The organism is Clostridium sp. CM036, from assembly GCF_055081135.1.
Genome location: NZ_CM143652.1, coordinates 1,420,355 through 1,442,973, shown reverse-complemented (window position 1 = coordinate 1,442,973; position 22,619 = coordinate 1,420,355). Strand labels below are relative to the sequence as shown.

Here is a 22,619-nt window from a genome sequence, read left to right as displayed (position 1 = left end):
GATTACGAAATGACTTTTGAGGTGTTTACAAATTTACTCTAATAATATTATAACATGATTTAACAGTAGTATTTTACAATTTATACAGCGTTAATTATGAGATTTCCACAAACATTACCAAACGTTACAAAATAACTACCAAGCGTTACAACACCTCAATTTATGAGATTGAACTTCGCATATTAACATGCTAATATTTGCTTATAATATAGAATGAGGAGGAGAAAAAATGTTAGAAGTAAAGAGTTTAAAGAAGACTTATGTATCAAAGGGGGGTGAATATATTGCTCTTAGGGATATTGATTTGAAAGTTAATGAAGGCGAATTTGTGGCTGTTATGGGGCCGTCTGGTAGTGGTAAAACCACACTACTTAATTGTATATCAGGATTTATACATGCAGAATTGGGTCAAATTCTTTTGGATGGAGTAAATATTTTAAATATTAATGAGGATAGGCTTGCAGATGTGAGACAGAATAAATTAGGATTTGTATTTCAGGATTATATGCTGATTAATGGACTTACAGTAATTGAAAACATATTTCTGCCCCAAATTATTGCCAGTAAGGATATGAATAAAATGATGAAAAGAACAGAAGATCTTATGGAAAATTTCACAATAGAAACGATAAAAACCAAATATCCTAATGAAATATCTGGTGGAGAGAAACAACGAGTAGCAATAGCGAGGGCACTCGCGAATAAGCCCTTAGTTCTTTTGGCAGATGAACCAACAGGTAATCTGGATTCAAAGTCTAGCTTAGCGGTAATAAAGGCATTCATGGATGCTAAGAAAAACTTAGGAGCAACAGTATTTATGGTTACACACGATGCCTTTGCAGCATCATATTGTGATAGAGTAGTAGCTCTTACAGACGGACACATTGTTAAAGAACTTATTAGAACTACCTCTCCGCGGGAATTTTTAAATGACATTCTAACTTTCATGAAGGGAATAAATGGTGAGACTTATGACGCTTAACGCTATTGTTAGAAAGCTATTTAAAAATAACATAAAGGAATATGCTTTGTTTATTTCATCAATCATATTTGCAGTTACAATGATTGGGGGATATGGCATTCTCCAATTTAGTCCAACGGTTACCAAAGTACTCATGGATGGTGGTTCGACGCAACAAATTACGTTAAGCATGTTTGCATTTACACTAATAGGAACATTTGTATTTGTAATATATGCTTATTCGTTATTTATAAGATATAAGTCAAGGGAAATAGGTGTTTTCATTTCTCTTGGAATCAGACGTAAAAATGTAAGGAAAATTGTTATAAAAGAGCTGAATATAATTTTCCTAGCAGCTACATTATTGGGATTACTCTTTTCAATATTAATTTCATGGCTAAGCTGGACTGTTTTAACCTTCTTTCTAAAAACAGAAGAAACAGCTTTTTCTATTGGATGGACTGGAATAGCTATTGCAATTTTATTTTCAGCTTTATGCATGATTATTACTAGAGTACTAACTTCACGATATATTAAAAAGATAGACATAATAAAGATACTTAAGGCTGAAGAACAGGTCGAGGATACTAAAGGTGATAGTTTCGTTTTGGGTTTAATTGGTATAGTAATGATACCTGTAGGAATCATTCTATTTACTTCAAGAAATATGCCATATTTTTTAATTGCATCTTTAGTGGGGTTGTATTTATTAATAGTACAGATTACATCAATAGGTGTTTTGTTTAAAAAAATTAGTCCTAGCTATTATTATAAAAATATTGTGTTTTTTAATTTGATAAAATCAAAGGGAAAACAATATACTTTACCATTATTTGTATCGACTATTCTAATTGGAGTTGGGATTTTCGGTGTTGCTTTTACTTCCGTTCCAATGATATCGGGTATTTTAAGTACAATCTATGTTGATCCTTATGATTATATGGTTAAAGTAGGATTTCAACAAGGAAATTTTAATGAAAGTGATATAAAAAAATTAGCAATAGATAATAATGTTACACTTAAGGACTTCAAGAAGTTTGATACAATCATTTTAGGTGAGTACTTTAAAAAATATAATGAATGGGCCCCTATCAATTTTGTAAGTGAAGAAACTGTATATAAACTTACTGGCAAAAAATTCGATATTGATCCAGGTTCTTATGTTACTATTATATCTGCTGACGAAAATAGTGATTCAAGTAAATATCACTCACAATCTATTGGGCCTATAACTCTACTAAATCCTACTACCAAAAAAGAATTCACTCTTAATAATAAAGGAATAAAATTTATTGATAAGATTATGAATCCGGATACACTATTTGATCGAAAAAGTTTTTGTGTTATGGATACCGCTTTGTTTAATAAGTTGCGAAGCGAAACAAAAGAGGAATGTATATTTAAAACATATATATTCAATACACCAAATTGGAGGGAAACAGGTGTTTTTAGTAATGCATTATTTGATTCAATAGTTAATGCTAGCGTAGGGAAATGGTGTCCAAACTATAGCACCGGGGTTATATTTGATAGAATAAGAGCACAAAGACCAAACGAACCAGTAAACTATGAATATAAGGAGTATAAAGAAAATAGCTTTAAGGCAAATAGATTGTGGGGATTTACACCATATTCAAGATATCACATATTTAATAGTGGCATTTCTGATTTTGCTGTTTATTTATTGCTTACTCTATATATTTCTATAATCGCAATTGTTTCAGCAATTATGACAATCGGTCTTAAAATATTAAATACAATGTGGCAAGATAAGTTAGTATATAAAAATATTACATTCCTTGGAGTAAGAAAAACTAAGATAAAATCAATTATATCAATGCAAGTTGCTTTAATATACTTTGTTCCAGTAACACTAGGAACTATTATCACCTTATTTTTATTTAAGTCAATAATGACTACTAATGTTTGGGCGTTTTCAAATGTATCATTTTTATTTGCTTGTGGATTATCCTTATTAGTAGTTTTAATCCAAGTTGGATTATTTTTTGTAATTAGAAAGCAGGCTATTAAAGAATGTGTTAATTTTATAGATTTGTAAATTAGAAAAAATGTAACAAAGTTATAGAAGCAAATGTTTTAAGAAAGGTGAGTTGAGAAATTGGCAGGTAATATTATGATTATTTATAAGTGTCAGAGTGTAATTGACGGAGCTGAAAAGTTATATGAGCTAAAGTATGAGATGGGTACTTGTAGGTGGATATTATTTAAAATTTAGATGTTAGAATATCAATTACTGAAATAATATAGCCTGTACACATTTTATATTATTTCAGTTTCTCATATTATGAATTGTGATTAATATGTTATTTTAATCATTAAGGAGAGAGATAAATAGAACGGCACCTGGGCAGTTAGTTAGTTTTATTATGTATGATTATATGAAATTAATGGCAATCATGGTATGATATAAAATATATTTTGCGTCTGGATTGTATAATACGGCGAGGCAAATGGTATGAAATTAAATTTTCAGATTGGATGTTCCTCTTAAAATGAAATTGATTAAAGCAAATAAAAAGCGGAATTTGAAATTGAATATGCGGTGCCTGCTAGATACTCAGATAGATATAGCGATAAGCGCTAGTTAAATGTGAAAGATGTAAAAAAATTAATTATATTAGGTGGTGCAGAATAAATATGAAAATTCAAAACAAAAAGACATATATAGTAGTGCTTATTTTAGTAACAATAGATCAGGTTATTAAAATAGTAATTAACAACAATTTTCTTGACAAGAGATCTACAATATTGCCTCATTTGCTATACTTTGAGCCTATGTTCAATAGGCACTATTCATGGTTTAATTCTATGTTGCAATTAGGTATCAGTAAGTATATACATATTTCACTAGTGGCAATTATGAGTATATTAATATATCTGTTTTATCAATATTTAAATAAACAATTTGGAACTAACAAAACTATTAATAGCATGTATGCTTTTATATTTTCTGGTGCTATGTGTTCATTAATTGACAAGATTTTTTGGAACGGTAGTTTAGATTACATATTAGTAAATGGTTTTTTCACGTTTGACTTAAAAGATGTATATATTAATATTTTTGTTGGGTTGCTAATCTTAACATTGCTCTTAAAAAACAAAGTTTTAGACCAAATTGATGATAATATAGTAAAAGATTTTACTGAATATATTCTACGAAAATTATAAACATAAATTACATCACTGAAAGAATAAGAATTATTAACAATTGTAGTTAAGTCACATTGTTCGTAAATCTCGTAATAAACAATTGCAAAATTACTTGAGAGAGCAGACGAAATAGACAGATTGTGTCATATAAATTGATACTGCCTTAGGGGGGATATTATGACAAGGAAATATAATTTATACCAAATTGACTCATTCACTAAGGAGAAGTTTTCTGGAAATCCAGCTGGAGTAATAACAAATGCTGACGGATTAACTGAAGCTGAAATGCAGAAAATAGCTAGGGAACTTAATAATTCTGAAACAGCATTTATTCTATCTTCAAATAATGATGAGTATGATGTTCACATACGGTTTTTCACTCCAACAAATGAAGTGCCAATTTGTGGACATGCAACTATTGCGGCTCACTATGCCCGTGCAATTGAAAACAGGCTTGTTACTTCTAGGGTTTATCATAAAACTGGTGCTGGAATTTTACCTGTTGATATAGTAAAAGAAAATGATGACTATAAAATTATTATGACACAAGGTAAGATTGAATTTGGATCGATTATTGATGGAATAAATATAAAAAATATTACATTGGCGTTGAATATAAGTAATAAGGATTTACTAGAAGATTATCCAATACAGGTAGTTTCAACAGGTCACTCTAAGGTTATGATTGGTATAAAAAACATTGAAACTTTAAATAAAATGAAACCAAATTATGATGCCCTTTCTAAATTGAGCAACGATATTAAGTGTAATGGATATTACGTTTTTACAGTTAATACTCAAGATACTGATATTTTAGTACATGGCAGAATGTTTGCTCCTGCGATAGGCATTAATGAAGATCCTGTAACTGGTAATGCAAATGGTCCTTTGGGTGCATATCTGGTTCATCACAAATTGGTTAATCATAATAATTCTTTATTTAGATTCAAAGCTAAACAAGGTGAAGCTATAAAAAGAACAGGTATTATCGACGTTGAGGTAAAGATAGAAAATAAAGAACCTGTAGAAATTAAAATTTCAGGAAATGCCATAATAGCATTTAAATCTGAATTATCATTGGAATGACTATCTTAAATAACAACCAATTTAGATAAGATAGAATAAAGTTTAATAGATAAATGAAATGCTGGGAGTGGATTTAGCGTGATTGAAAATCCGATCAAAAAAGAAGGTACAAACTAATTGATACTTTGATGAAATAGTGACAAATAATTAAATATTTATAAGTTTTCATGAAACCGGGGAGGTGTGTATATGGAGTATTGTGCGTGGCTACAGCAATTAATTAATGGTGAAAGAACTAAAGTTGGTGAGGGATACAAAGTTTACTATTCAAATAAGACCTTTGAAGAGCTTGATAGTATTAAAGGAAAAGAAGTATTTCTAGTTAATGAAAAAGAAATTGAAGATTTATTGTTTTTAGACTGCGAAAGGAAAATTATTGAGTTTAGCAAAGAAAAAGAAAACAGAGATGTATATGTTGTTGTATTAGAAATAGATACTGAGGTTGGAGGGATAGGGATATCAATTAATACCAATGAAGCGCTAGAAATAAGTGTGAAAGAAGACTCAAATTATAAACAAGTTCAGACTTTAGGATTAGATGGACTGAGATATAACCCAGCTGATTTTTCATATAGGTTTTTTGAAGAAATCTTATCTAAGGAATCTAAGGAGATTTTAGATGCTTATTATTGTATTAATAATGAACATCATATTTTAGATATTAGTAAAGCAATAGCGTTTAAAAGCGATTTCTTTGATAATGCACTCTTGTTGATTGGGATTAATTTAGTAAATAGATTAAAGCCAGTTTTTCAATATTTAAATAAAACACCGGATTTTATCGCTTATTATAAGGATGGTTTTTCCTGAAGTAAATTGTGGTATAAGGTGCTCCCATAGAAAAGTAAATGAAATTATAGAATTAGGAGGATAAAAAATGAAAGACGTGGCTAAAAGTGAAAAACAGTTGTTAGAACAACTTGGATCATGTCCTATATCAGAGGTTATAGGTATAGTGGATATAAACGGAGTTAGTGCTGGAAGAACAGGTGGTGAGAAGCTATGGACTTTAGGTGTGAAACTTGTTGCATGGAGAGTTGTGAAGGAATATCTAAAGACTGAACCATTACATATTAGACGAAAAGTTACTCATGAGGAACTGAATGATATTAGAAATATGATTAGGCCTGAGACAATAATAAAAATTAATGCTCGTGTTATAGAGGAGAGTGTATTTGGTAGATCTGATGCACTTTTTGAAGGATTTATTGAATTTGTTTCAAATGATAATGAATTAAACGTATATTTAGAGGAACTTAAAAAACCAATTATTTATATTGATAGTATCTTAGGAACATTTACTTTTAATAGGCAAGTTAATTGGTATATAGGAGATATAAGCTGGAATGGGAAAAGTATTAAACTGAATTTGTCGGTAGATGAACCAGAGGGCATAAATTTAGGTCTACAGGTTGCAAAAACCTTATGGGAAGATCAGGTAACATGGAATAACCGTGTATGCAAATATGCTGTACATGAATTATTGAAAATCAAAAATGAAAGTTGGCTTGAGGAAGAAGAGGACAAGGTAACATCTGAGCAGTTCAGAAATTGTATAATACTTGAAGAAATTACTATAAACCCAAATGGTGAATTCGAATTTTGGCACAATGATGGTGACTTATTCTGGGGACATTCAATTTTAATTTCAGGCAATTTGACTGACGGGCCAAATGATGCAGATATTACTGGATAGAGGAATAAATGATTGAAGTAGGGACAATGTTCTCGTATAACAGAATGTTGTCGTTTGCCTTGCTCGAGAGTATTTCGAATAGGTCATGTGATGTACTCAAGTCTATTTTTCAAATCAAGAAAATCTTCAAATCTTAGACAAGACACATTTCTTCACCAAGTCTGGTTAGGTTCAGAAATGTAGTCAACTGTGTGATGAAGTTTATGGGTAGATATTACTGCAGGGTCAAGTCCGGATGAAATAATGCGACCACTGTTTCTTGAATTCCGGTTTTAATTTTGGAAAGTGAACTTGGGCATATTGTAAGCATTTTATTGAGTATTTTAGGAGGATATGGTAAATTAATGTCGAAAAAGTTCCCACTCTTGTACTTATAGGAATTTTTAAAGGTAGGACATATATATATATTTTAATTTAAACCTTAGTCAAGAGGATTTAAATCAACTATTTAAGCCGTTTACACAGGCAGATAACTCAAATACTAGAAAATTTGGAGGAACTGGTCTTGGTCTTGAAATTAGTAAAGAATTAGTAAGGCTTATGGATGGCGCTAGAGTTAAGTGTATAGAAGCTGGTATGGATGATTATATCAGTAAGCCTATTAATTTTGAAAATCTGTTTAAAATTATAGAAGATGGCATAAAGAAGACATATGAGTAAAGGCAATAATCATAAAAAATTTCCGAAAGTTAGTAATAGAAATAACTATAATAAACAAAGCAAACCTAGTGATGAATCAATGGAAAAAGATTCTTTGTTTGGAATACCAATATAAGTAATGTTAATACATGAATTTTAAAACATTTTATATTAAGAATGTGCAGAATTAAAGGGTGGATTTAAATGATAGTATTTATAATAACGTTTGCTTTAGCAATACTAATAATAAGCATCATATGCTTAGATCTTAGCAATAAGGTACTTTTACTCAATAAAAAATTCATGAGCATATATTTTATTTTTGCACCTCATATTGTTTTGTTAGGGTGGCTTTTTAGCGAACGCACTAAATTTGGACAAGATAAAGTTATATGCAAATGGATTATTTTAATCCAAATAATTATTTTCAGTTTTTATATTTGGTTAAAAATAAACATAGCCCCAAACGCATTTAAGCAAATTGTTAACATTAGATTAAAGGTAATGTTAGGTGGCAAACGTCTTGTTCTCTATGGATTGTATGTAGCGTTTATTCAAATCTTAATATACATAATAGGGTTTAAAGCAATAAAAGACTTCGTTATTTCTAATAATATCGTTGTAATAGATGTTATTATTATGGTATTGACTACTATTACTTTACTTGCAAATGGAATGTTACGAATCTTATGTACTTCAAGAAGGCTAAGTATATTAAAAAGATATATAGTAGCCGTTATGGTCTTTATTCCAATTATAAATATTTTTATAATGTTGTATGCTTGTCATATTGCAAAAATAGAATATGATCATGAGTGTTATAAGGTAATTAATAATGAAGCACGTGTTGACTTAGAGGTATGTAAAACAAAATATCCTCTTGTGTTAGTTCATGGAGTTGGATTTAGAGATTTAAAATACATTAATTATTGGGGAAGAATACCTAAGGAATTGATTCGTAATGGGGCAACAGTTTATTATGGAAATCAAGAAGCTTGGGGAACAGTGGAATGTAATGCGCAGGACATTAAAGATAAAATTCTTGATATTGTTAAGGCAACAGGATGTGAAAAGGTAAATATTATAGCACATTCAAAAGGTGGATTAGATGCACGTTATATGATTAGTAAGTTAGAGATGGGGGAATATGTTGCATCGCTAACAATGGTGTCATCACCTCATAGAGGATGTAAGTTTGTTGATATTGCTTGTAATATGCCTGATAAGCTTTATAAAGCATATGTTTAGTGATTATATAGTGACCATTCCTTATATTTTAGTGAAGTTAACGGAAGGTGAAAATGATGGTTTAGTATCTATTAATTCTGCTAAATGGGGAGAATTTAAAGGTGTGCTTAAAAATAAGCATAGGCGTGGAATCTCTCATGGAGATATTATAGATTTAAGAAGAGATGATTATAAAGGATTTGATGTAATGGAAAAATATGTAGAGATTATATCAACCCTTAAAAATGAGGGATATTAAGTAAACCTACTTGTAAATATGCTAAATAAAGGTGTTTCCTCAGATGATTTTGTTATAAATGATACAAAATTTACAGCAGTTTTAATGACTACAAGTATATTGGGTGTGGTTACTATGATTGTGTTAAATAACGTTTATGATGAAAATATAATAACTGCTACAACAAATGCTTATGTAGAACTCCTTGTTAAAGGAGTTTCAAGAAAATAAAAGGAGCCAATAGATTATGATTTGGAACGTAGAAGCTATCTCTTTATTGATTTTAGGTAGATGTAAGGCTTAGTTGTATTTTAATTCCAAGAAATTTATATTGAAAGAGGTTCTAATAATGAAAGTTGTAGTAATTTACAAATCAAAAACAGGTTTTACAAAGCAATATGCAGAATGGATTGCAGAGGAGTTATCGGCTGATATTTTTGATGTTTCAAATGTTGCAACCAATATAGTGGCAGCCTATGACATCGTGATTTACGGTGGCAGTTTGTATGCTGTTGGTATCAATGGAGTAAAATATATAACAAAGAACTTGGATATACTTAAAGATAAAAAAGTCATTATTTTTGCAACGGGAGCATCTCCCTCTAGCCAAGAGGCGATAGATGAAGTAAGAAATACAAACTTTACTCCTGGAGAACAGAAACATATACAGTTCTTTTATTTAAGAGGTGGATTTAATTATAGTAAACTAAAGCCTTTTGATAAGGTGCTTATGACATTACTAAAATGGAAGATGCAGATGAAGGTGAAGATGAAAAAAGATTTAACACCTGATGAAAGAGGCATGCTAGCCTGCTACGATAAGCCCGTAGATTTTACAAGAAAGAAAAATATAGATAAAATAATCACTTATGTTAATTCATAACAGTATTTTATTGTTTAAGAACTAAAGCCATGTACTGGAATCAATATCCAGAATGTGGCCGGTTTTTACACGTATGTCAACTGTACCTGTAATTTTAGGTATTGATGAATTGACGTGTATGGTAGTTACACACAAACTTGTTGATGAAGTACTCAGAATGTATGATGGGATAATAGTAGCCAACAATGGAAGGATAGAGGAGATAGGTAATTTTGATGAATTAACACAGAAAAAAGGTTATTGTCCAACAGCCACAAACGGCAGCAATGCCTTTTTTCTTTTTCCTAAGATTGATGATAAATAGGTATAGTACATAAGATGAATCTTTGTACTATACCTATTTACCTGCCACTTATCATATATATATTGGGTTAGTATACAATTTACGGTAATGATAGTATAATTAAATAAATATTTTGTGTTACAACAGTATAATATTGCGTATTAAATATTATTTATACTACCTTTGAAAAAGAAAATAAGGATGAAGGGATTCATAAACATCACTGCTCTATGAACTATGAATATTTTTAGAAGGAGATGAAATAATATTAAATATTTAATATTTAATGGAAGCCCTCATAGGGGTAATACATGGCGGTTAGTTAAATTGATTCAGGAAGATTTACATGAAATCTCACCTGAATCAACATTTGAGGAAATACAGTTAACAGATTTGGAACTACCCTTTTGCACTGGATGTAGTCTTTGTTTTAGAAAAGGGCATGAACACTGTCCGCATCATAAAATTATGCAGAGAATAATTGATAAAATTGATGAAAGTGATGGCGTGATTTTTGCAATGACAACCTTTAATATGCAACCAAACGCTTTGACTAAAAATTTGATTGACCACTTGTGCTATATGTTTCACAGACCTCACTTTTTCAAAAACAAAGCAATAGTTGTTACAACAGTGGGTGGAGTAGGCGGTAATAGTGCAGTAAACTACCTTTCGGCGTGGCTAAAAGGAATTGGATTTAGCTATTGTTATAAATTACCTGTCATATCATATAGTTGGAATGATTATACAGTAAATAAAAGAATAAAAATAAAATGCAGAAGGTTGGCAGAAAAATTTCATAATGATGTTTCATCTAAAAAAATGCATACACCGAGTTTTGCTGTTTTAATACCATACAATCTATTTAGAGGAATGAGCCTTGGATTGTGACAATGTTAAATTCTAAATACAGGGGATATTTCAACTATTACGGAGTAATAGGAAATAGTAAGGGACTTAGTGAATTCTATGGACCATCCCTAAGAATATTGTATAAATGGATGAATCGTAGAAATCAAAGAAAGGGTTTCAACTTGGAAGAGTTTAATAAAAAGATGAATTGGTATGGACTAATTAAACATAGAGTAGTGGAAAGAGCAGAAACACAAATGAGAATCGAAACCTGTTTTGAGTGATTACGTAAGCGAATATATTTGAAGAGCCCGCTGCGGTAGTTCCGCACGCTGGGATCTGTGCGGAGTGTACTGGGTGACTAATACGTCTACCGTGACATTCTACGATACATGAATAATTGTAATATATAACGAACTAATGGAGGAGGGATTTTTATGAATTTAACAGTAAGAGAAGCAATTAGTAGTGATTACAATGATATTAGTAACCTTAATGCCGAGGTACATAATTTGCATGTTGAAAATAGACCAGATGTTTTTAATATCAATAATCCTTTATTAAAAGAGCATTTTAGTAATTTATTGAATACATATAATACAAAATTATTTGTTGTTGAAAATACTGATAAAAAAGAATCAATTGCTTATAGTACAGTGAAAATTATTGATATGCAAAGCGTATCAATATTAATACCAAGAAGAGTGGCTTATATAGATGATTTCTGTGTCAATTCAAATTATAAGAAAAATGGGATTGGAAGATTATTATTTCAATATATTGTAGATTATGTAAGAGCAGAAGGTGCTTCATCATTACAATTAGTTGTATGGGAATTTAATAAAGGTGCAATTTATTTTTATGAAAAAATGGGAATGTTAACAAGAAACAAAAAAATGGAATTAAATTTATAGTGGTTATAATTTACAACATTCTTTTATTGCTCGTCAACTGTATAAGCACCATAAACGGTTGTTTTTGGAACTGAATAGGTGTGTGGTATAACAGCCATTAGTGGGATAAATAGTAATGGTTATTATACCAAACAAATTACGCAAATAGGAGGCAGTTTATCTATGGAAACAGAAATATTAAATGTTAAAGATTTAAATATTAATTATAAAAATATTGTAAAAGGTGCAGAGTATCTAAGAAATGGTGAAGTGATTGCAATTCCAACAGAAACTGTTTATGGATTAGCCGCAGATGCTTTTAATGAAAATGCAATAAAAAAAATATTTGAAGTTAAAGGAAGGCCACAGGATAATCCATTATTGGTACATATATATAAATTGGAACAAGTGTATGACATATGCAAAGATATTTCAAAAGAAGCAGAGAAAGTATTTGGTACTTTTTGGCCGGGATCAGTAACTTTGATTTTTAATAAGAAAGATTGCATTTCAGATACAATTACTGCAGGAATGAAAACTGTAGGAGTTAGATTCCCAAAAAGTGAAATAGCAAGGGCTATAATTAAAGAAAGTGGAACTTTATTAGTAGCTCCATCTGCAAATTTATCAGGAAAGCCATCAACTACTAGTGCCGAGCATTGCTACAATGATTTAAATGGAAAAATTTCTTGTATTTTAGATGGAGGGCCGTGTTCAATTGGGTTAGAGTCAACAATTATAGATATGTCTACTCCAGCCCCAATACTGCTAAGGCCAGGAGCAATAAGCTTGGATGACATATGTAATGTGATTCCAAATCTTATATATAAAAAGGATTTATTAAGCGTGAAAGAAAATGAAATTCCAAAGGCTCCAGGAATGAAATATAAACACTATGCACCAGATGCACCACTAACATTGGTTGAAGGAGATTATGTAAAAACTTCTAAATGGATTAAAGAAAATGCAAATGAGAATGATGTTGTAATTTGTTTTCAAGAATTTTTAAACGATTTTAAGGACTATCAACATATATATAGTTTAGGAAGCTTTAAAATGTTAAATATAGCTGCACAAAAGATGTTTGATTTGATTAGAGAATGTGATAAATTGAGTGTAAGTCATATTTATATACAAGCTCCCAATAACAATGGGTTAGGGAATTCTATAATCAATCGATTAGAAAAAGCAAGTGCAGGAAACATTATTCATATATAAATCATATCGGTTGTTTTTAATTACAATAACAGGAACAGCTGTGATTATTAAGAGCAATATTGAGAATATATTGTAGGATATAATTGACGAACAAAATGCAGTAACTGTGATATGTCGAACTTACTAAACAGTGCGAATTGTAAATAATTTGTAAAAAGCAAAAGGCAACTTCTTTTTATTGAAGCTACCTTCCGGCTCATTATTCAAGCCAGGATGAAATAATCGCTCCTAGCATAGTACAAGCTATCCATACAGCAATATTTCCTACATTCTTTGACAGGATATTAAAATTAATCTCAACTACCTTATAATGTATGGAAAGTATTATGATGGATACTACGAAAAATCCTACTTTAAGATGCTTCATGACAATTCCTCATATAAATAATTCTCAAATTATTCATCGGATGTAGAATTACTTTTGCATCTTTTGCTAATCTATTTATAAGCTTTTGTAAATAATTTTTTAACTAAAGTAGGATATCTAAATTATTGACAATCTTATAATAATTATTCAATGAGGGTGATGAATAATTATTATAAAATTATTGTATAACTGTGGAAGAATAAGTAAAATTGCAATGCCATTCCCAAAAATAAAATAGTCAATTTATTTTTGGGGTAGTGTCAGCGAAAATGATATTTCGTACGTCAAGGAAAGTATAATTACAAAAATGTAATTATTTTACTTGACAAATTCATAAATCTAACTATTTTTATGAATTTAAATTTTAAAATCATTGTGTACGAATGTGGGTGTTTTTGCCTATCCCCCCCAATATTCGTTGCGTTTTGTCGAATTACGATAAAATTATTCCAAATAAGACGGTTAAAGTTAATACGTCAATTAGGTAAAATTATATTTATAGCAATAAGATGAATTGCAAGCAGGAGGTATATATGAGAAAAAAGATTTCAATGTAACCGTGCAAAGGCGGCTTTTGATGAGCTGGGCGTTAAAAAGTTGCATACTGTCAAGGCTCTGCAAATAGAATATTCCGAGCTACTCACCCAAAAGAAAAAAGCCTATACAAAGTACCATTCGGTAAAAAAAGAAATGTAGGAAGTAGTTACCGCAAATGCAAATGTTGATCGTCTTATAGGCGACGATATGGCTCATCGAAAAAAAGAAAAATAACAGGAGCAGAGATAATCTGACCTGTGATTTTTTCAGCTCACGGAGTGAGCGTAGCCACACAATTTATTGTGTGTTCAGTGGGGATTGGGGATACTCCCCAATAAGCAGATTTTCCAAAAATCCCGCAAGGGGATTTTGAGCAAATTCGCAAGGTATGTACCACCTTGGCCTGCTTGCCGGAATACTGACATTTAAAGCCGCCTAACATCTTTAGCCTTTGCGGGAGCGTGAACGCTTTTCAACGCTCCTGTAATTTTTTGTTTTATACCTCAGCATGTAAATTTCCGTCAAAATAAATACAATAGAGTTATGAAGGTATTATGCGTGAATTATATAACGACAAAAGAAGCAGCGAAAATTTCGGGAATCACAGACAGAATGGTTGTGTGCCATTGCTCTTCCGGGCGGATTAAGGGAGCTAAAAAAATGGGAAATACATGGCTTGTTCCTGCTGACACTGAAAAACCGGCTGACGGACGATATAGGAGCAGTAAAGTAAAGGATGGTGAAAATAAATGAAACGGATATTTTTGGTTGAGGACGATAAGGCAATCGCTAAAAACCTTATGCTTTTGCTCCGCGCGGAGAAATTTACAGTCACCCACGCCCCTACGCGGAGTGAAGCCCTTGCCGCTCTTGCCGGGAATAAATTTGACTTGGCGTTGATTGATATTTCTTTACCTGACGGAAATGGCTTTATGGTTTGCACGGAAATCAAAGAAACGCAAGATATTCCCGTTATCTTTCTGACGGCTTACGACGATGAGGCGAGTGTTGTTACCGGCCTGAATATGGGCGCGGACGACTATATCACCAAGCCTTTTCGTCCGCGTGAATTGATTGCGCGAATTGGAACCGCCCTGCGAAAAAGCGGGCGTTCTAGGTCGGCTTTTGAAATCCGAGGGCTTTATGTCGATACGGCAAGCGGCGTTGTGAAGAAAAACGGCAACGAGGTTTTCCTTTCAGCATTAGAATACCGCTTGTTGCTGGTGTTTATTAGAAACCCCAAAAGCATTATCACGAGGGGCAGGCTACTTGACGAATTGTGGGACGCGGCGGGCGAGTTTGTCAATGACAATACATTGACCGTGTACATCAAACGCCTGCGGGAGAAGATAGAGAACAACCCCGCAAGTCCGCAAATCGTTCTGACCGTTCGCGGAACGGGGTATAGATTGGGGGGCGAGTATGCTTCGGAATAGAGAGTTTCGGCAGCTTGCAATCTTGTTCTCCTTAATAGCTACCACCACTGTAACGCTGGGATTTACAATAAATAGGTTGGCTGGAATCCTTGCCATTGCTTCTGCCGCCGTCTTTGGCACAGCGTTTTTCGCGTTTACCAAAGCCCGATACAAAAGCATTGCTCGGATTTCAGATCAAATCGATCTTGTGCTTCATAATGCTGACCATTTGTATATTGGTGAATCGGACGAGGGCGAACTTTCCATTCTGCACAGCGAGATAACAAAAATGACGTTGCGCATTCGGGAGCAAAACGACGTGCTGAAAAAAGAAAAAGAACATCTTGCAGGTTCGCTGGCCGACATAGCCCACCAACTCCGAACCCCGCTCACATCCGTGAACCTCATTCTGTCATTGTTAGCGAATAACCCTGATGAAACCGAGCGGAAAGCATTTGTGCGGGAAACAGAGGAATTGCTTGTGCGGATGGATTGGCTGATTACTTCCCTATTGAAGTTATCCCGCTTGGACGCGGGCATTGTGGTGTTCCAAAGCGAGCAGATAGATGTAAACAACTTGATATGTGCCGCGATTCGCCCGTTTCTAATCCCAATGGAACTGCACGATATTGATTTTCAAATAGATGCACCGAAAGGTATGATTATTCAGGGTGATTCAGGTTGGCTTTCGGAAGCAATTCAAAACATCCTCAAAAATTGCATGGAGAGCGCAGGCGAGAACGGGAAGATTGAGATTGTCTGCACGGACAACCCACTGTTTACCGAGATTGCCATCCACGACAGTGGCGCGGGCTTTGAAAAAGAAGATTTACCCTGCCTGTTTAACAGGTTTTATCGTGGGAAAAACCCAAACGCTACAGGATACGGGATTGGATTGGCTCTCTGCAAGATGATTATAACACGGCAGGGAGGGACGATTACCGCAAAAAATCACCCGCAGGGCGGCGCAATATTTGCCATTCGTTTCCCAAAGTGACTAATCTCTCACCTGAAAGTCACAGAGATGTAAGTTTAAGGTGCTATTATATGGGTAAGACATGAGAAAGGAGACTCACATAATGGAGTTTTTAAAAATTGAAAATTTATACAAGGTCTACGGAAAGGGCGAAAACCAAGTTACCGCGCTTGACCATGTTTCGCTTACAATCGAAAAGGGGGAGTTTACCGCAATTATCGGCTCCTCCGGCTCCGGTAAATCCACATTGCTTCACATCATCGGCGGCGTGGACGTGCCGACAAGCGGAAAGGTGTATTTGGAGGGGCAGGATGTATATGCCCAAAACAATGAAAAACTCGCCATTTTCCGCAGGCGGCAGGTAGGGTTGATTTACCAGTTTCACAACCTCATTCCCACTCTGAATGTGGTGGAAAACATCACTTTGCCTATACTGATGGACAAGCGCAAGGTCAACGAGGAACGGCTGAATGACTTGTTGGAACTGCTTGGGCTAAAAGACCGCAAAACGCATTTACCCAATCAGCTTTCGGGCGGTCAGCAACAGCGCGTTTCCATAGGACGCTCTTTGATGAACTCCCCGGCGGTCATGCTTGCCGATGAACCCACGGGCAGTTTGGACAGCCGAAATGGACATGAAATCATCAAACTGCTGAAAGAAAGCAATAAAAAATATGGGCAGACCCTGCTCCTCGTCACCCATGACGAAAATATCGCCCTGCAAGCAGACCGCATTATCGGCATATCAGACGGCAAAGTAGTGCGAGACGAGAGGGTGAGACCATGAATATTTTCAATAAAGTTACCCTGCAAGGCATGAAAAAAAGCCAAACACGAACGATTGTAACGGTTATCGGGGTTATCCTGTCCGCCGCCATGATTACGGCAGTCGCTACCTTGGGTGTTTCCATACTGAACTATCTGGCAAAAGGCGCGGCCCAGGAATACGGCGATTGGCACGTCGAGTATTTGAACGTTGATTCCTCTTTCGCACAGGAACGAACTCTCGACAATGGAGTTGCAAACACCGCAACATTTGAAAATATCGGCTACGCAAAACTTGACGGAGGGAAAAACCCCAAAAGGCCGTATCTTTTTATAGCCGGATTTAGCAAGAAAGCCTTTGATACCTTGCCCATAACCCTGGTTTCAGGTAGATTGCCGAAAAACAGTGGGGAGATTCTTGTTCCGCTGAGCGTCGAAGCAAGCGGCGGCGTTCAATTTGCGGTGGGTGACACGCTTTCACTTGCTGTCGGAAGCCGCATGGAGGTCAACAAAAATCTCAGTCAACAAAACCCTTACATTTCTGGAAAAGAAACTCTTATGCCAAAAGCCAAGAGAACCTATAAGGTTGTCGGAATCTGCGAAAAACCCGGTTTTGATGAGTCTTCCGCGCCGGGATATACCTTGATAACGAAAGCAGATGCAGAAGGCAAAGCGGACAGCTTAAACCTATTTGTCACGCTTAAAAACCCGCATGGGGTTCACGCTTACGCAAGCAGCACAGCCCAAAGCCATAGCTATGTATTTAACGATAATGTGTTGCGCTTCATGGGTCTTTCGGAGGATAAGTTTTTCAACACGCTTCTGTACTCGATTGGCGGCATTTTGGTTGCATTGATAATGGTAGGCTCGATTTTTCTGATTTATAATTCGTTCAACATATCAATGAATGAACGCACACACCAGTTCGGGATTCTCTCGTCGGTGGGAGCCACAGCGAGGCAGCTGCGAAATTCGGTGCTAGTTGAGGGACTTTGTATAGGTGCGGTCGGCATACCGATTGGCGTTATCGTTGGCATAGGCAGCATCGGGCTTGTGATTTCCGGTGTCGCCAAGAATTTTGAGCACGTTCTCTACAGCAACGTCCATTTCACCTTGACAGTGTCCGTCCCCGCGATTGTCGGCGCGGCGGCAGTCAGCATAGTTACAATTCTGATTTCGGCCTATATCCCGGCCAGAAAGGCCGCAAGCACTCCCGTTATGGAGAGTATTCGCCAGACGAACGAGGTCAAAGTTGAATCCAAAGCCGTGAAAACGTCAAAACTGGCGCAGCGTATTTACGGTTTGGAGGGAACCCTTGCGCTAAAGAATTTTAAAAGAAACAAGAAACGCTATCGCAGCATTGTGCTATCACTTGTTTTAAGCGTAGTGCTGTTTATATCGACCAGTGCTTTTGTAACGGATATAAAACAGGTGTCGGAGCGGACAGTAGAGGTTACTACCTTTGACATCGGTTTGGCCACACAGGACATGGACGATAGCGAAATGTTGTCGCTTTACGACAAATTGAAAACCGCCGACGGTGTTTACGAAAGCTCGTATCAAGCGCTTATGAAGTATTCATGCGCGGTTAAAGCAAGCAATTTTTCAGACCGCTACCGGAAATACGCGGGTTATAATTTGCCGGACAAAACGGTTAATCTGCCAATGGACATCCAGTTTCTTGGTGATAGCGCCTATCTGAATATTATCAAAGGCTTGGGTTTGCCCGTAAAGGAATATACCGGGAAAAACGCGAAAATGATCGCCGTTGCCCAAAAAGTAGACAACGCGAAAGCCGGGCAGAGCGAGCTGATTGATATATTCAAGAGTTCTTCCATGAATTTTACCATCGCTCCCGAAACAAATGGCAAGCCGAAGATAAAACAGGGGCGAAACGTAAGCATTACGTTTGTCAATACCGTGCTGCCTGATACACTCCCGATCCTAGGAAACTCCGGGTCGAAGAATCCGTGCATTTTTAGCGTGATGGTCCCCTATTCGCTCAAAGAGAAGTTTGAAACCTCCGATACCCATGCGGTTATTAAGGGATTGACCTTTAGATTAAAGAATCCCACAAAGTCGATGGCTAAAATGGAAGCGATGATTAAGGGTATGGGAATTAAATCCAATTATAAACTGTACAATTATTATGAAATGTTTGATCAGAGCCGCAATTATATATTAATTGTCAACGTGTTCGCTTATACTTTTATCATTATGATTTCGCTGATTGCGGTTGCTAATGTGTTCAACACTATTTCCACTAATATCAAGCTGCGTCGGCGAGAGCTTGCCATGCTCCGATCTGTGGGGATGTCTGACCGCGATTTCCAAAAGATGATGAATTTCGAGTGTGCCTTTTATGGCATGAAGGCGTTGCTCTTCGGGCTTCCCATAGCGGCAATCTCCTCTTGGCTGATTTACAAAGGGATGGTCAGCAGCGGGGAGGACATCGGTTTTATGTTCCCGTGGGGCAATATGGCAATCAGCGTGTTCAGCGTGCTCTTTGTAGTGTTCATTACAATGCTGTATTCTGTTAGCAAGATAAAAAAAGAAAATATTATTGACGCGCTTCGGGATGACATGAATTAATTCAAAACCGATATTGACTTGATAGAAAATCAAAAAAACATTTAGTTCAAGTGATTCGCAATCGCCCCGAAGTTGTACCACAATAAAATACGGCAAAAAACCCGCCGCGCAAGCGGAAAAAGAAAAAAACGTTATTCGGCGGGGGTTCGTTATGCCATAAAAAGATATACAGAAAACGGTGGTTTTGAAAATCAAAATCGCCGTTTTCTGTATACCGGAGGGATTGATAAACTGTGCCCCTTTTTCGGGACACGGCGGCGTAAAAGGAGGACGTTGCCGTGCTTTGTTATTACTGTATTTCAAAACAGCACATCAAGCCGTTATGGAAACATAACGGCTTGATTTAGCCAGCCGACAGCAAAGTATCTTGTAACTTCGGGCCGGGCCTGTTTACTGCCCCAGCCGCCGTTCCCCGCCATCTCCCTTCATCAGCCATAGTCTGTGGAGCATCCGCAAACATGATAAACGAGGATCTTTAAATGAAACTTAGATGGTAAAATTTAGGACCTGTGTTCCGGTACTACACAGACCCATGCCACATCAGGTTTTCGTATGAAGAATGAATGAGAAAATTTGATGTGGACCAGCCTTTGAGTGCGGCATCTTAGTCTCATACTAAGATTGATTTATAATTCATTACTTCTGCGCCAATCAATTTTCAGGTAAATTGAATGATACCTATCCTCAATATCTATGTCTTTAGTCTCTCCATCCTCAATATTTCCATAAAGGATACCGACAATCAACATATCATGATATGTTGATTGTCTTGATAGCTGAATTATAAATACATTCATAAAATATACATTTGATCATACCATAATTCTCATAAATTATTAATTATAAGATAATAATATAATTAATAAATAAAAGAGGTGATATATATTAAAAAGAATATATTATTTTTAGTAATGACATTATTGTTGTCTTTATCTTTTTCAATTAATTCCCATGCCTCAGTTTCTAGTATCCCACAAAAAAACTCTACGGAAGAATTATATCAGGATATTTTTACTACATTGCTATTTGAAAATATACAAGATGGCTTGGAATCATACTATAAAAAGCCAGTGCAATATGACCTTTTTGATATAAAAGTTTTAGAGGCTATTAGACCTGATGGTTATAGGACATTTGGATTTTTATTAAAGCTTCAAGTTAAACCATTTGTGGGTGCGCATAATACTATTGGTATTGATAACATTACATTTGAAATATCTCCGTCAGGTGTTATTATGAAAAAATTTGAACATATTAAAAGTTTTGAGTTACCTCTATATTTGCAATGATTTTGCAACTTAATATGGACTTTGTTTTCTGTAATAGATTTGCTACTGCATATGGGGGTAGTGCTCGCAAAACGCGGAAAATATACGTTGAGACAGTTATTACCAAAAGAGTCTTTTATCAAAATATTCCGACTTAGAATTAATACTAAAAAGTTCTAACTCGAAAAAATATATAACATCACTGTAAAACATTGATACACATAGGGTTTAATCACGAAATGATAAAGCTCTTATTTTTTTGCTCAAAACAAGTTAGTTAAAGTAGAATTATAGTATTGATAATGCTAACTAAAAAAGTAATAAAAAATATATATTAGCTAATGTAAAACCTTTGAGAAAAATATTAAAATAACACGAGTATATTTAATATTCTCCCTGTATTTATCGTTATTTTGGTAATATGTATCTTAACGTGGTAAATTTACGCTTAGCGGATACTACCCCCTAATATAAGACAACTTGAATACTTCATTACCTAATGGTAATTCTAAAACCATTTTTTCTGTATTAGGGGTTTAGGTAGTAACGGAACAGAAATCAGCTATAGGTCTGTAAATATATGGCGATAACTAAACCTAATCTGTACACAGTAGGTGTTTGAGAATACTAATTATTTAATATGAACGTTCAAAAACACAAAAATTAGATATAGTGAACGCTCTATATACCGTTTAAAAAAGTACACCTTTACGGAGAGTAATTCGTTTTAACATCAAACTAAATTATGAAATGTATAAAGATAGGCTGTATTGGTTTGTAAAAATAGTATTTAATGGTATTATATTTCTAGTGATTAAGTCGCAACTTAAAGCGATGACGAAACAATTTTAAAGGGGGTACTATGAAATATAAGTCTTATTATATATATTTTTTTGGTGCAATAATTGGCTTTTTAGCCTTTGCATTTAGTATGAAATATGCAGAATTTGAACCAATATTGATTATAGTTGGTTGTGGTGGCACAACAGGAATGGCGTATTGCGTTACAAAATTAGTTAATTTCCATAAATGACGCAACATTCATATATTGCTCAACAAACCAAAAGGCAGCGATGCCTTTTTTTCTTTTCTTAAGATTGATGATAAACAGCTATTTAAATTTAAAATTCCATTTTTTTTGCACACTTATAGTAGTTTTTGGTTCCGTTACTACCTGTACCCCTATTTGCAGCAAAATTTATTATGGGAAGTGCTGCCATAGCTAAATTATATGCGTATCAGATGTAAACAATACTACGCACGTATATTTGAAATACCCAGCCACCTTGTGCAAGTTGTAGGTTCATCACAACTTGTTCAAGGTGGACCAGCCCTAAGGTGGAATAGGCAAATTATCTAAAAAACCTTTTAGGTATTTTATGCAATTTTTTTCTGTATATAGATAAGTGGTATATATTTGTAACACCACAACATCCTGAGTATAAAGGTCATCAGGGTGTCGGTTACCACAACAGCGAGTGCTACAGAGCATACCTCCTTTGAACAGAAAAACAGGCGCTCCGGCTGTTAAATAAGTAGGCTTTTCTTACAT

General features: G+C 34.6%; 21 protein-coding genes and 3 pseudogenes. 23 read left to right on the top strand and 1 reads right to left on the bottom strand.

Features of this window, described 5'->3' with window-relative positions; genetic code table 11:
- Positions 1 to 229 precede the first annotated feature (229 nt).
- From ACWJKE_RS06840 to ACWJKE_RS06765, 16 genes and pseudogenes are all read left to right on the top strand, one after another.
- On the top strand, positions 230 to 982 hold the full coding sequence (locus ACWJKE_RS06840; protein ID WP_462959290.1) for an ABC transporter ATP-binding protein: 753 nt from the start codon (positions 230 to 232) through the stop codon (positions 980 to 982).
- A complete protein-coding gene (locus tag ACWJKE_RS06835; RefSeq protein ID WP_462954064.1) occupies positions 960 to 3,020 on the top strand; it encodes an FtsX-like permease family protein in 2,061 nt (686 codons plus the stop codon). The genes ACWJKE_RS06840 and ACWJKE_RS06835 overlap by 23 nt, the downstream gene beginning before the upstream one ends.
- 599 nt (positions 3,021 to 3,619) lie before the next feature.
- Positions 3,620 to 4,150, top strand: a complete 531-nt coding sequence (locus ACWJKE_RS06830; RefSeq protein ID WP_220286643.1) for a signal peptidase II — start codon at positions 3,620 to 3,622, stop codon at positions 4,148 to 4,150.
- Positions 4,151 to 4,309: 159 nt separating this feature from the next.
- Positions 4,310 to 5,218, top strand: a complete 909-nt coding sequence (locus ACWJKE_RS06825) for a PhzF family isomerase (RefSeq protein WP_220286644.1) — start codon at positions 4,310 to 4,312, stop codon at positions 5,216 to 5,218.
- A gap of 189 nt (positions 5,219 to 5,407) precedes the next feature.
- Positions 5,408 to 6,028 (top strand): DUF4303 domain-containing protein, encoded by a 621-nt coding sequence (locus ACWJKE_RS06820; RefSeq protein ID WP_220286645.1) that lies wholly within the window; start codon positions 5,408 to 5,410, stop codon positions 6,026 to 6,028.
- 67 nt (positions 6,029 to 6,095) lie between these two features.
- Entirely contained in the window at positions 6,096 to 6,914 is an 819-nt protein-coding gene (locus tag ACWJKE_RS06815) for a DUF2262 domain-containing protein (RefSeq protein ID WP_220286646.1), read from the top strand.
- Positions 6,915 to 7,352: 438 nt separating this feature from the next.
- Positions 7,353 to 7,463: pseudogene (locus ACWJKE_RS06810) on the top strand (ATP-binding protein); the annotation flags it as partial.
- Between the two features lie 103 nt (positions 7,464 to 7,566).
- Entirely contained in the window at positions 7,567 to 7,689 is a 123-nt protein-coding gene (locus ACWJKE_RS06805) for a hypothetical protein (protein ID WP_258280718.1), read from the top strand.
- A gap of 68 nt (positions 7,690 to 7,757) precedes the next feature.
- Positions 7,758 to 9,039 (top strand): annotated as a pseudogene (locus tag ACWJKE_RS06800) (esterase/lipase family protein).
- An 18-nt stretch (positions 9,040 to 9,057) separates the two neighbouring features.
- Complete coding sequence (locus ACWJKE_RS06795; RefSeq protein ID WP_216303605.1) at positions 9,058 to 9,249, top strand: hypothetical protein; 192 nt, start codon at positions 9,058 to 9,060, stop codon at positions 9,247 to 9,249.
- A gap of 118 nt (positions 9,250 to 9,367) precedes the next feature.
- Positions 9,368 to 9,901, top strand: coding sequence for a flavodoxin domain-containing protein (locus ACWJKE_RS06790; RefSeq protein ID WP_216303606.1), 534 nt, complete (start codon positions 9,368 to 9,370; stop codon positions 9,899 to 9,901).
- A 73-nt stretch (positions 9,902 to 9,974) separates the two neighbouring features.
- Positions 9,975 to 10,205, top strand: coding sequence for a hypothetical protein (locus ACWJKE_RS06785; protein ID WP_220320222.1), 231 nt, complete (start codon positions 9,975 to 9,977; stop codon positions 10,203 to 10,205).
- A 306-nt stretch (positions 10,206 to 10,511) separates the two neighbouring features.
- Positions 10,512 to 11,075, top strand: coding sequence for a flavodoxin family protein (locus ACWJKE_RS06780; RefSeq protein WP_462959289.1), 564 nt, complete (start codon positions 10,512 to 10,514; stop codon positions 11,073 to 11,075).
- Positions 11,076 to 11,077: 2 nt separating this feature from the next.
- Positions 11,078 to 11,320: a hypothetical protein gene (locus ACWJKE_RS06775; RefSeq protein ID WP_220286648.1), complete on the top strand. Its 243-nt coding sequence runs from the start codon at positions 11,078 to 11,080 to the stop codon at positions 11,318 to 11,320.
- Positions 11,321 to 11,473: 153 nt separating this feature from the next.
- Complete coding sequence (locus tag ACWJKE_RS06770) at positions 11,474 to 11,950, top strand: GNAT family N-acetyltransferase (RefSeq protein WP_220286649.1); 477 nt, start codon at positions 11,474 to 11,476, stop codon at positions 11,948 to 11,950.
- 162 nt (positions 11,951 to 12,112) lie between these two features.
- Complete coding sequence (locus ACWJKE_RS06765) at positions 12,113 to 13,147, top strand: L-threonylcarbamoyladenylate synthase (RefSeq protein WP_220286650.1); 1,035 nt, start codon at positions 12,113 to 12,115, stop codon at positions 13,145 to 13,147.
- Between the two features lie 199 nt (positions 13,148 to 13,346).
- On the opposite strand, the gene ACWJKE_RS06760 is transcribed toward ACWJKE_RS06765, so the two are convergent.
- Positions 13,347 to 13,514: a hypothetical protein gene (locus ACWJKE_RS06760; RefSeq protein ID WP_220286651.1), complete on the bottom strand. Its 168-nt coding sequence runs from the start codon at positions 13,512 to 13,514 to the stop codon at positions 13,347 to 13,349.
- A 1,080-nt stretch (positions 13,515 to 14,594) separates the two neighbouring features.
- Here ACWJKE_RS06760 and ACWJKE_RS06755 point away from each other — a divergent pair.
- The 7 genes and pseudogenes from ACWJKE_RS06755 to ACWJKE_RS06725 all read left to right on the top strand — a co-directional run.
- Positions 14,595 to 14,681: pseudogene (locus ACWJKE_RS06755) on the top strand (hypothetical protein); the annotation flags it as partial.
- Between the two features lie 119 nt (positions 14,682 to 14,800).
- Complete coding sequence (locus ACWJKE_RS06750; protein WP_220286652.1) at positions 14,801 to 15,487, top strand: response regulator transcription factor; 687 nt, start codon at positions 14,801 to 14,803, stop codon at positions 15,485 to 15,487.
- Positions 15,474 to 16,463 (top strand): sensor histidine kinase, encoded by a 990-nt coding sequence (locus ACWJKE_RS06745; protein WP_220286653.1) that lies wholly within the window; start codon positions 15,474 to 15,476, stop codon positions 16,461 to 16,463. Before ACWJKE_RS06750 ends, ACWJKE_RS06745 begins: the two co-directional genes overlap by 14 nt.
- A gap of 82 nt (positions 16,464 to 16,545) precedes the next feature.
- The gene (locus ACWJKE_RS06740) at positions 16,546 to 17,229 is read left to right on the top strand and encodes an ABC transporter ATP-binding protein (RefSeq protein WP_220286654.1); all 684 of its coding nucleotides are present in this window, start codon (positions 16,546 to 16,548) and stop codon (positions 17,227 to 17,229) included.
- Positions 17,226 to 19,799 carry an ABC transporter permease gene (locus ACWJKE_RS06735; RefSeq protein ID WP_220286655.1) on the top strand — a complete coding sequence of 858 codons (2,574 nt, stop codon included), beginning with the start codon at positions 17,226 to 17,228 and terminating at the stop codon, positions 19,797 to 19,799. Before ACWJKE_RS06740 ends, ACWJKE_RS06735 begins: the two co-directional genes overlap by 4 nt.
- Positions 19,800 to 20,710: 911 nt before the next feature.
- Positions 20,711 to 21,088 (top strand): DUF3888 domain-containing protein, encoded by a 378-nt coding sequence (locus ACWJKE_RS06730; RefSeq protein ID WP_220286657.1) that lies wholly within the window; start codon positions 20,711 to 20,713, stop codon positions 21,086 to 21,088.
- Between the two features lie 841 nt (positions 21,089 to 21,929).
- Entirely contained in the window at positions 21,930 to 22,100 is a 171-nt protein-coding gene (locus ACWJKE_RS06725; protein WP_220286658.1) for a hypothetical protein, read from the top strand.
- The last annotated feature ends 519 nt before the right edge of the window (positions 22,101 to 22,619 follow it).

What these genes read in the sequence shown, in the direction of transcription:
- ACWJKE_RS06840 (WP_462959290.1), top strand. Translation starts at nt 230, where the DNA reads ATGTTAGAAGTAAAGAGTTTAAAGAAGACTTATGTATCAAAGGGGGGT.
- ACWJKE_RS06835 (WP_462954064.1), top strand. Translation starts at nt 960, where the DNA reads ATGGTGAGACTTATGACGCTTAACGCTATTGTTAGAAAGCTATTTAAA.
- ACWJKE_RS06830 (WP_220286643.1), top strand. Translation starts at nt 3,620, where the DNA reads ATGAAAATTCAAAACAAAAAGACATATATAGTAGTGCTTATTTTAGTA.
- ACWJKE_RS06825 (WP_220286644.1), top strand. Translation starts at nt 4,310, where the DNA reads ATGACAAGGAAATATAATTTATACCAAATTGACTCATTCACTAAGGAG.
- ACWJKE_RS06820 (WP_220286645.1), top strand. Translation starts at nt 5,408, where the DNA reads ATGGAGTATTGTGCGTGGCTACAGCAATTAATTAATGGTGAAAGAACT.
- ACWJKE_RS06815 (WP_220286646.1), top strand. Translation starts at nt 6,096, where the DNA reads ATGAAAGACGTGGCTAAAAGTGAAAAACAGTTGTTAGAACAACTTGGA.
- ACWJKE_RS06805 (WP_258280718.1), top strand. Translation starts at nt 7,567, where the DNA reads ATGAGTAAAGGCAATAATCATAAAAAATTTCCGAAAGTTAGTAATAGA.
- ACWJKE_RS06795 (WP_216303605.1), top strand. Translation starts at nt 9,058, where the DNA reads ATGCTAAATAAAGGTGTTTCCTCAGATGATTTTGTTATAAATGATACA.
- ACWJKE_RS06790 (WP_216303606.1), top strand. Translation starts at nt 9,368, where the DNA reads ATGAAAGTTGTAGTAATTTACAAATCAAAAACAGGTTTTACAAAGCAA.
- ACWJKE_RS06785 (WP_220320222.1), top strand. Translation starts at nt 9,975, where the DNA reads ATGTCAACTGTACCTGTAATTTTAGGTATTGATGAATTGACGTGTATG.
- ACWJKE_RS06775 (WP_220286648.1), top strand. Translation starts at nt 11,078, where the DNA reads ATGTTAAATTCTAAATACAGGGGATATTTCAACTATTACGGAGTAATA.
- ACWJKE_RS06770 (WP_220286649.1), top strand. Translation starts at nt 11,474, where the DNA reads ATGAATTTAACAGTAAGAGAAGCAATTAGTAGTGATTACAATGATATT.
- ACWJKE_RS06765 (WP_220286650.1), top strand. Translation starts at nt 12,113, where the DNA reads ATGGAAACAGAAATATTAAATGTTAAAGATTTAAATATTAATTATAAA.
- ACWJKE_RS06760 (WP_220286651.1), bottom strand. Translation starts at nt 13,514, where the DNA reads ATGAAGCATCTTAAAGTAGGATTTTTCGTAGTATCCATCATAATACTT.
- ACWJKE_RS06750 (WP_220286652.1), top strand. Translation starts at nt 14,801, where the DNA reads ATGAAACGGATATTTTTGGTTGAGGACGATAAGGCAATCGCTAAAAAC.
- ACWJKE_RS06745 (WP_220286653.1), top strand. Translation starts at nt 15,474, where the DNA reads ATGCTTCGGAATAGAGAGTTTCGGCAGCTTGCAATCTTGTTCTCCTTA.
- ACWJKE_RS06740 (WP_220286654.1), top strand. Translation starts at nt 16,546, where the DNA reads ATGGAGTTTTTAAAAATTGAAAATTTATACAAGGTCTACGGAAAGGGC.
- ACWJKE_RS06735 (WP_220286655.1), top strand. Translation starts at nt 17,226, where the DNA reads ATGAATATTTTCAATAAAGTTACCCTGCAAGGCATGAAAAAAAGCCAA.
- ACWJKE_RS06730 (WP_220286657.1), top strand. Translation starts at nt 20,711, where the DNA reads ATGACATTATTGTTGTCTTTATCTTTTTCAATTAATTCCCATGCCTCA.
- ACWJKE_RS06725 (WP_220286658.1), top strand. Translation starts at nt 21,930, where the DNA reads ATGAAATATAAGTCTTATTATATATATTTTTTTGGTGCAATAATTGGC.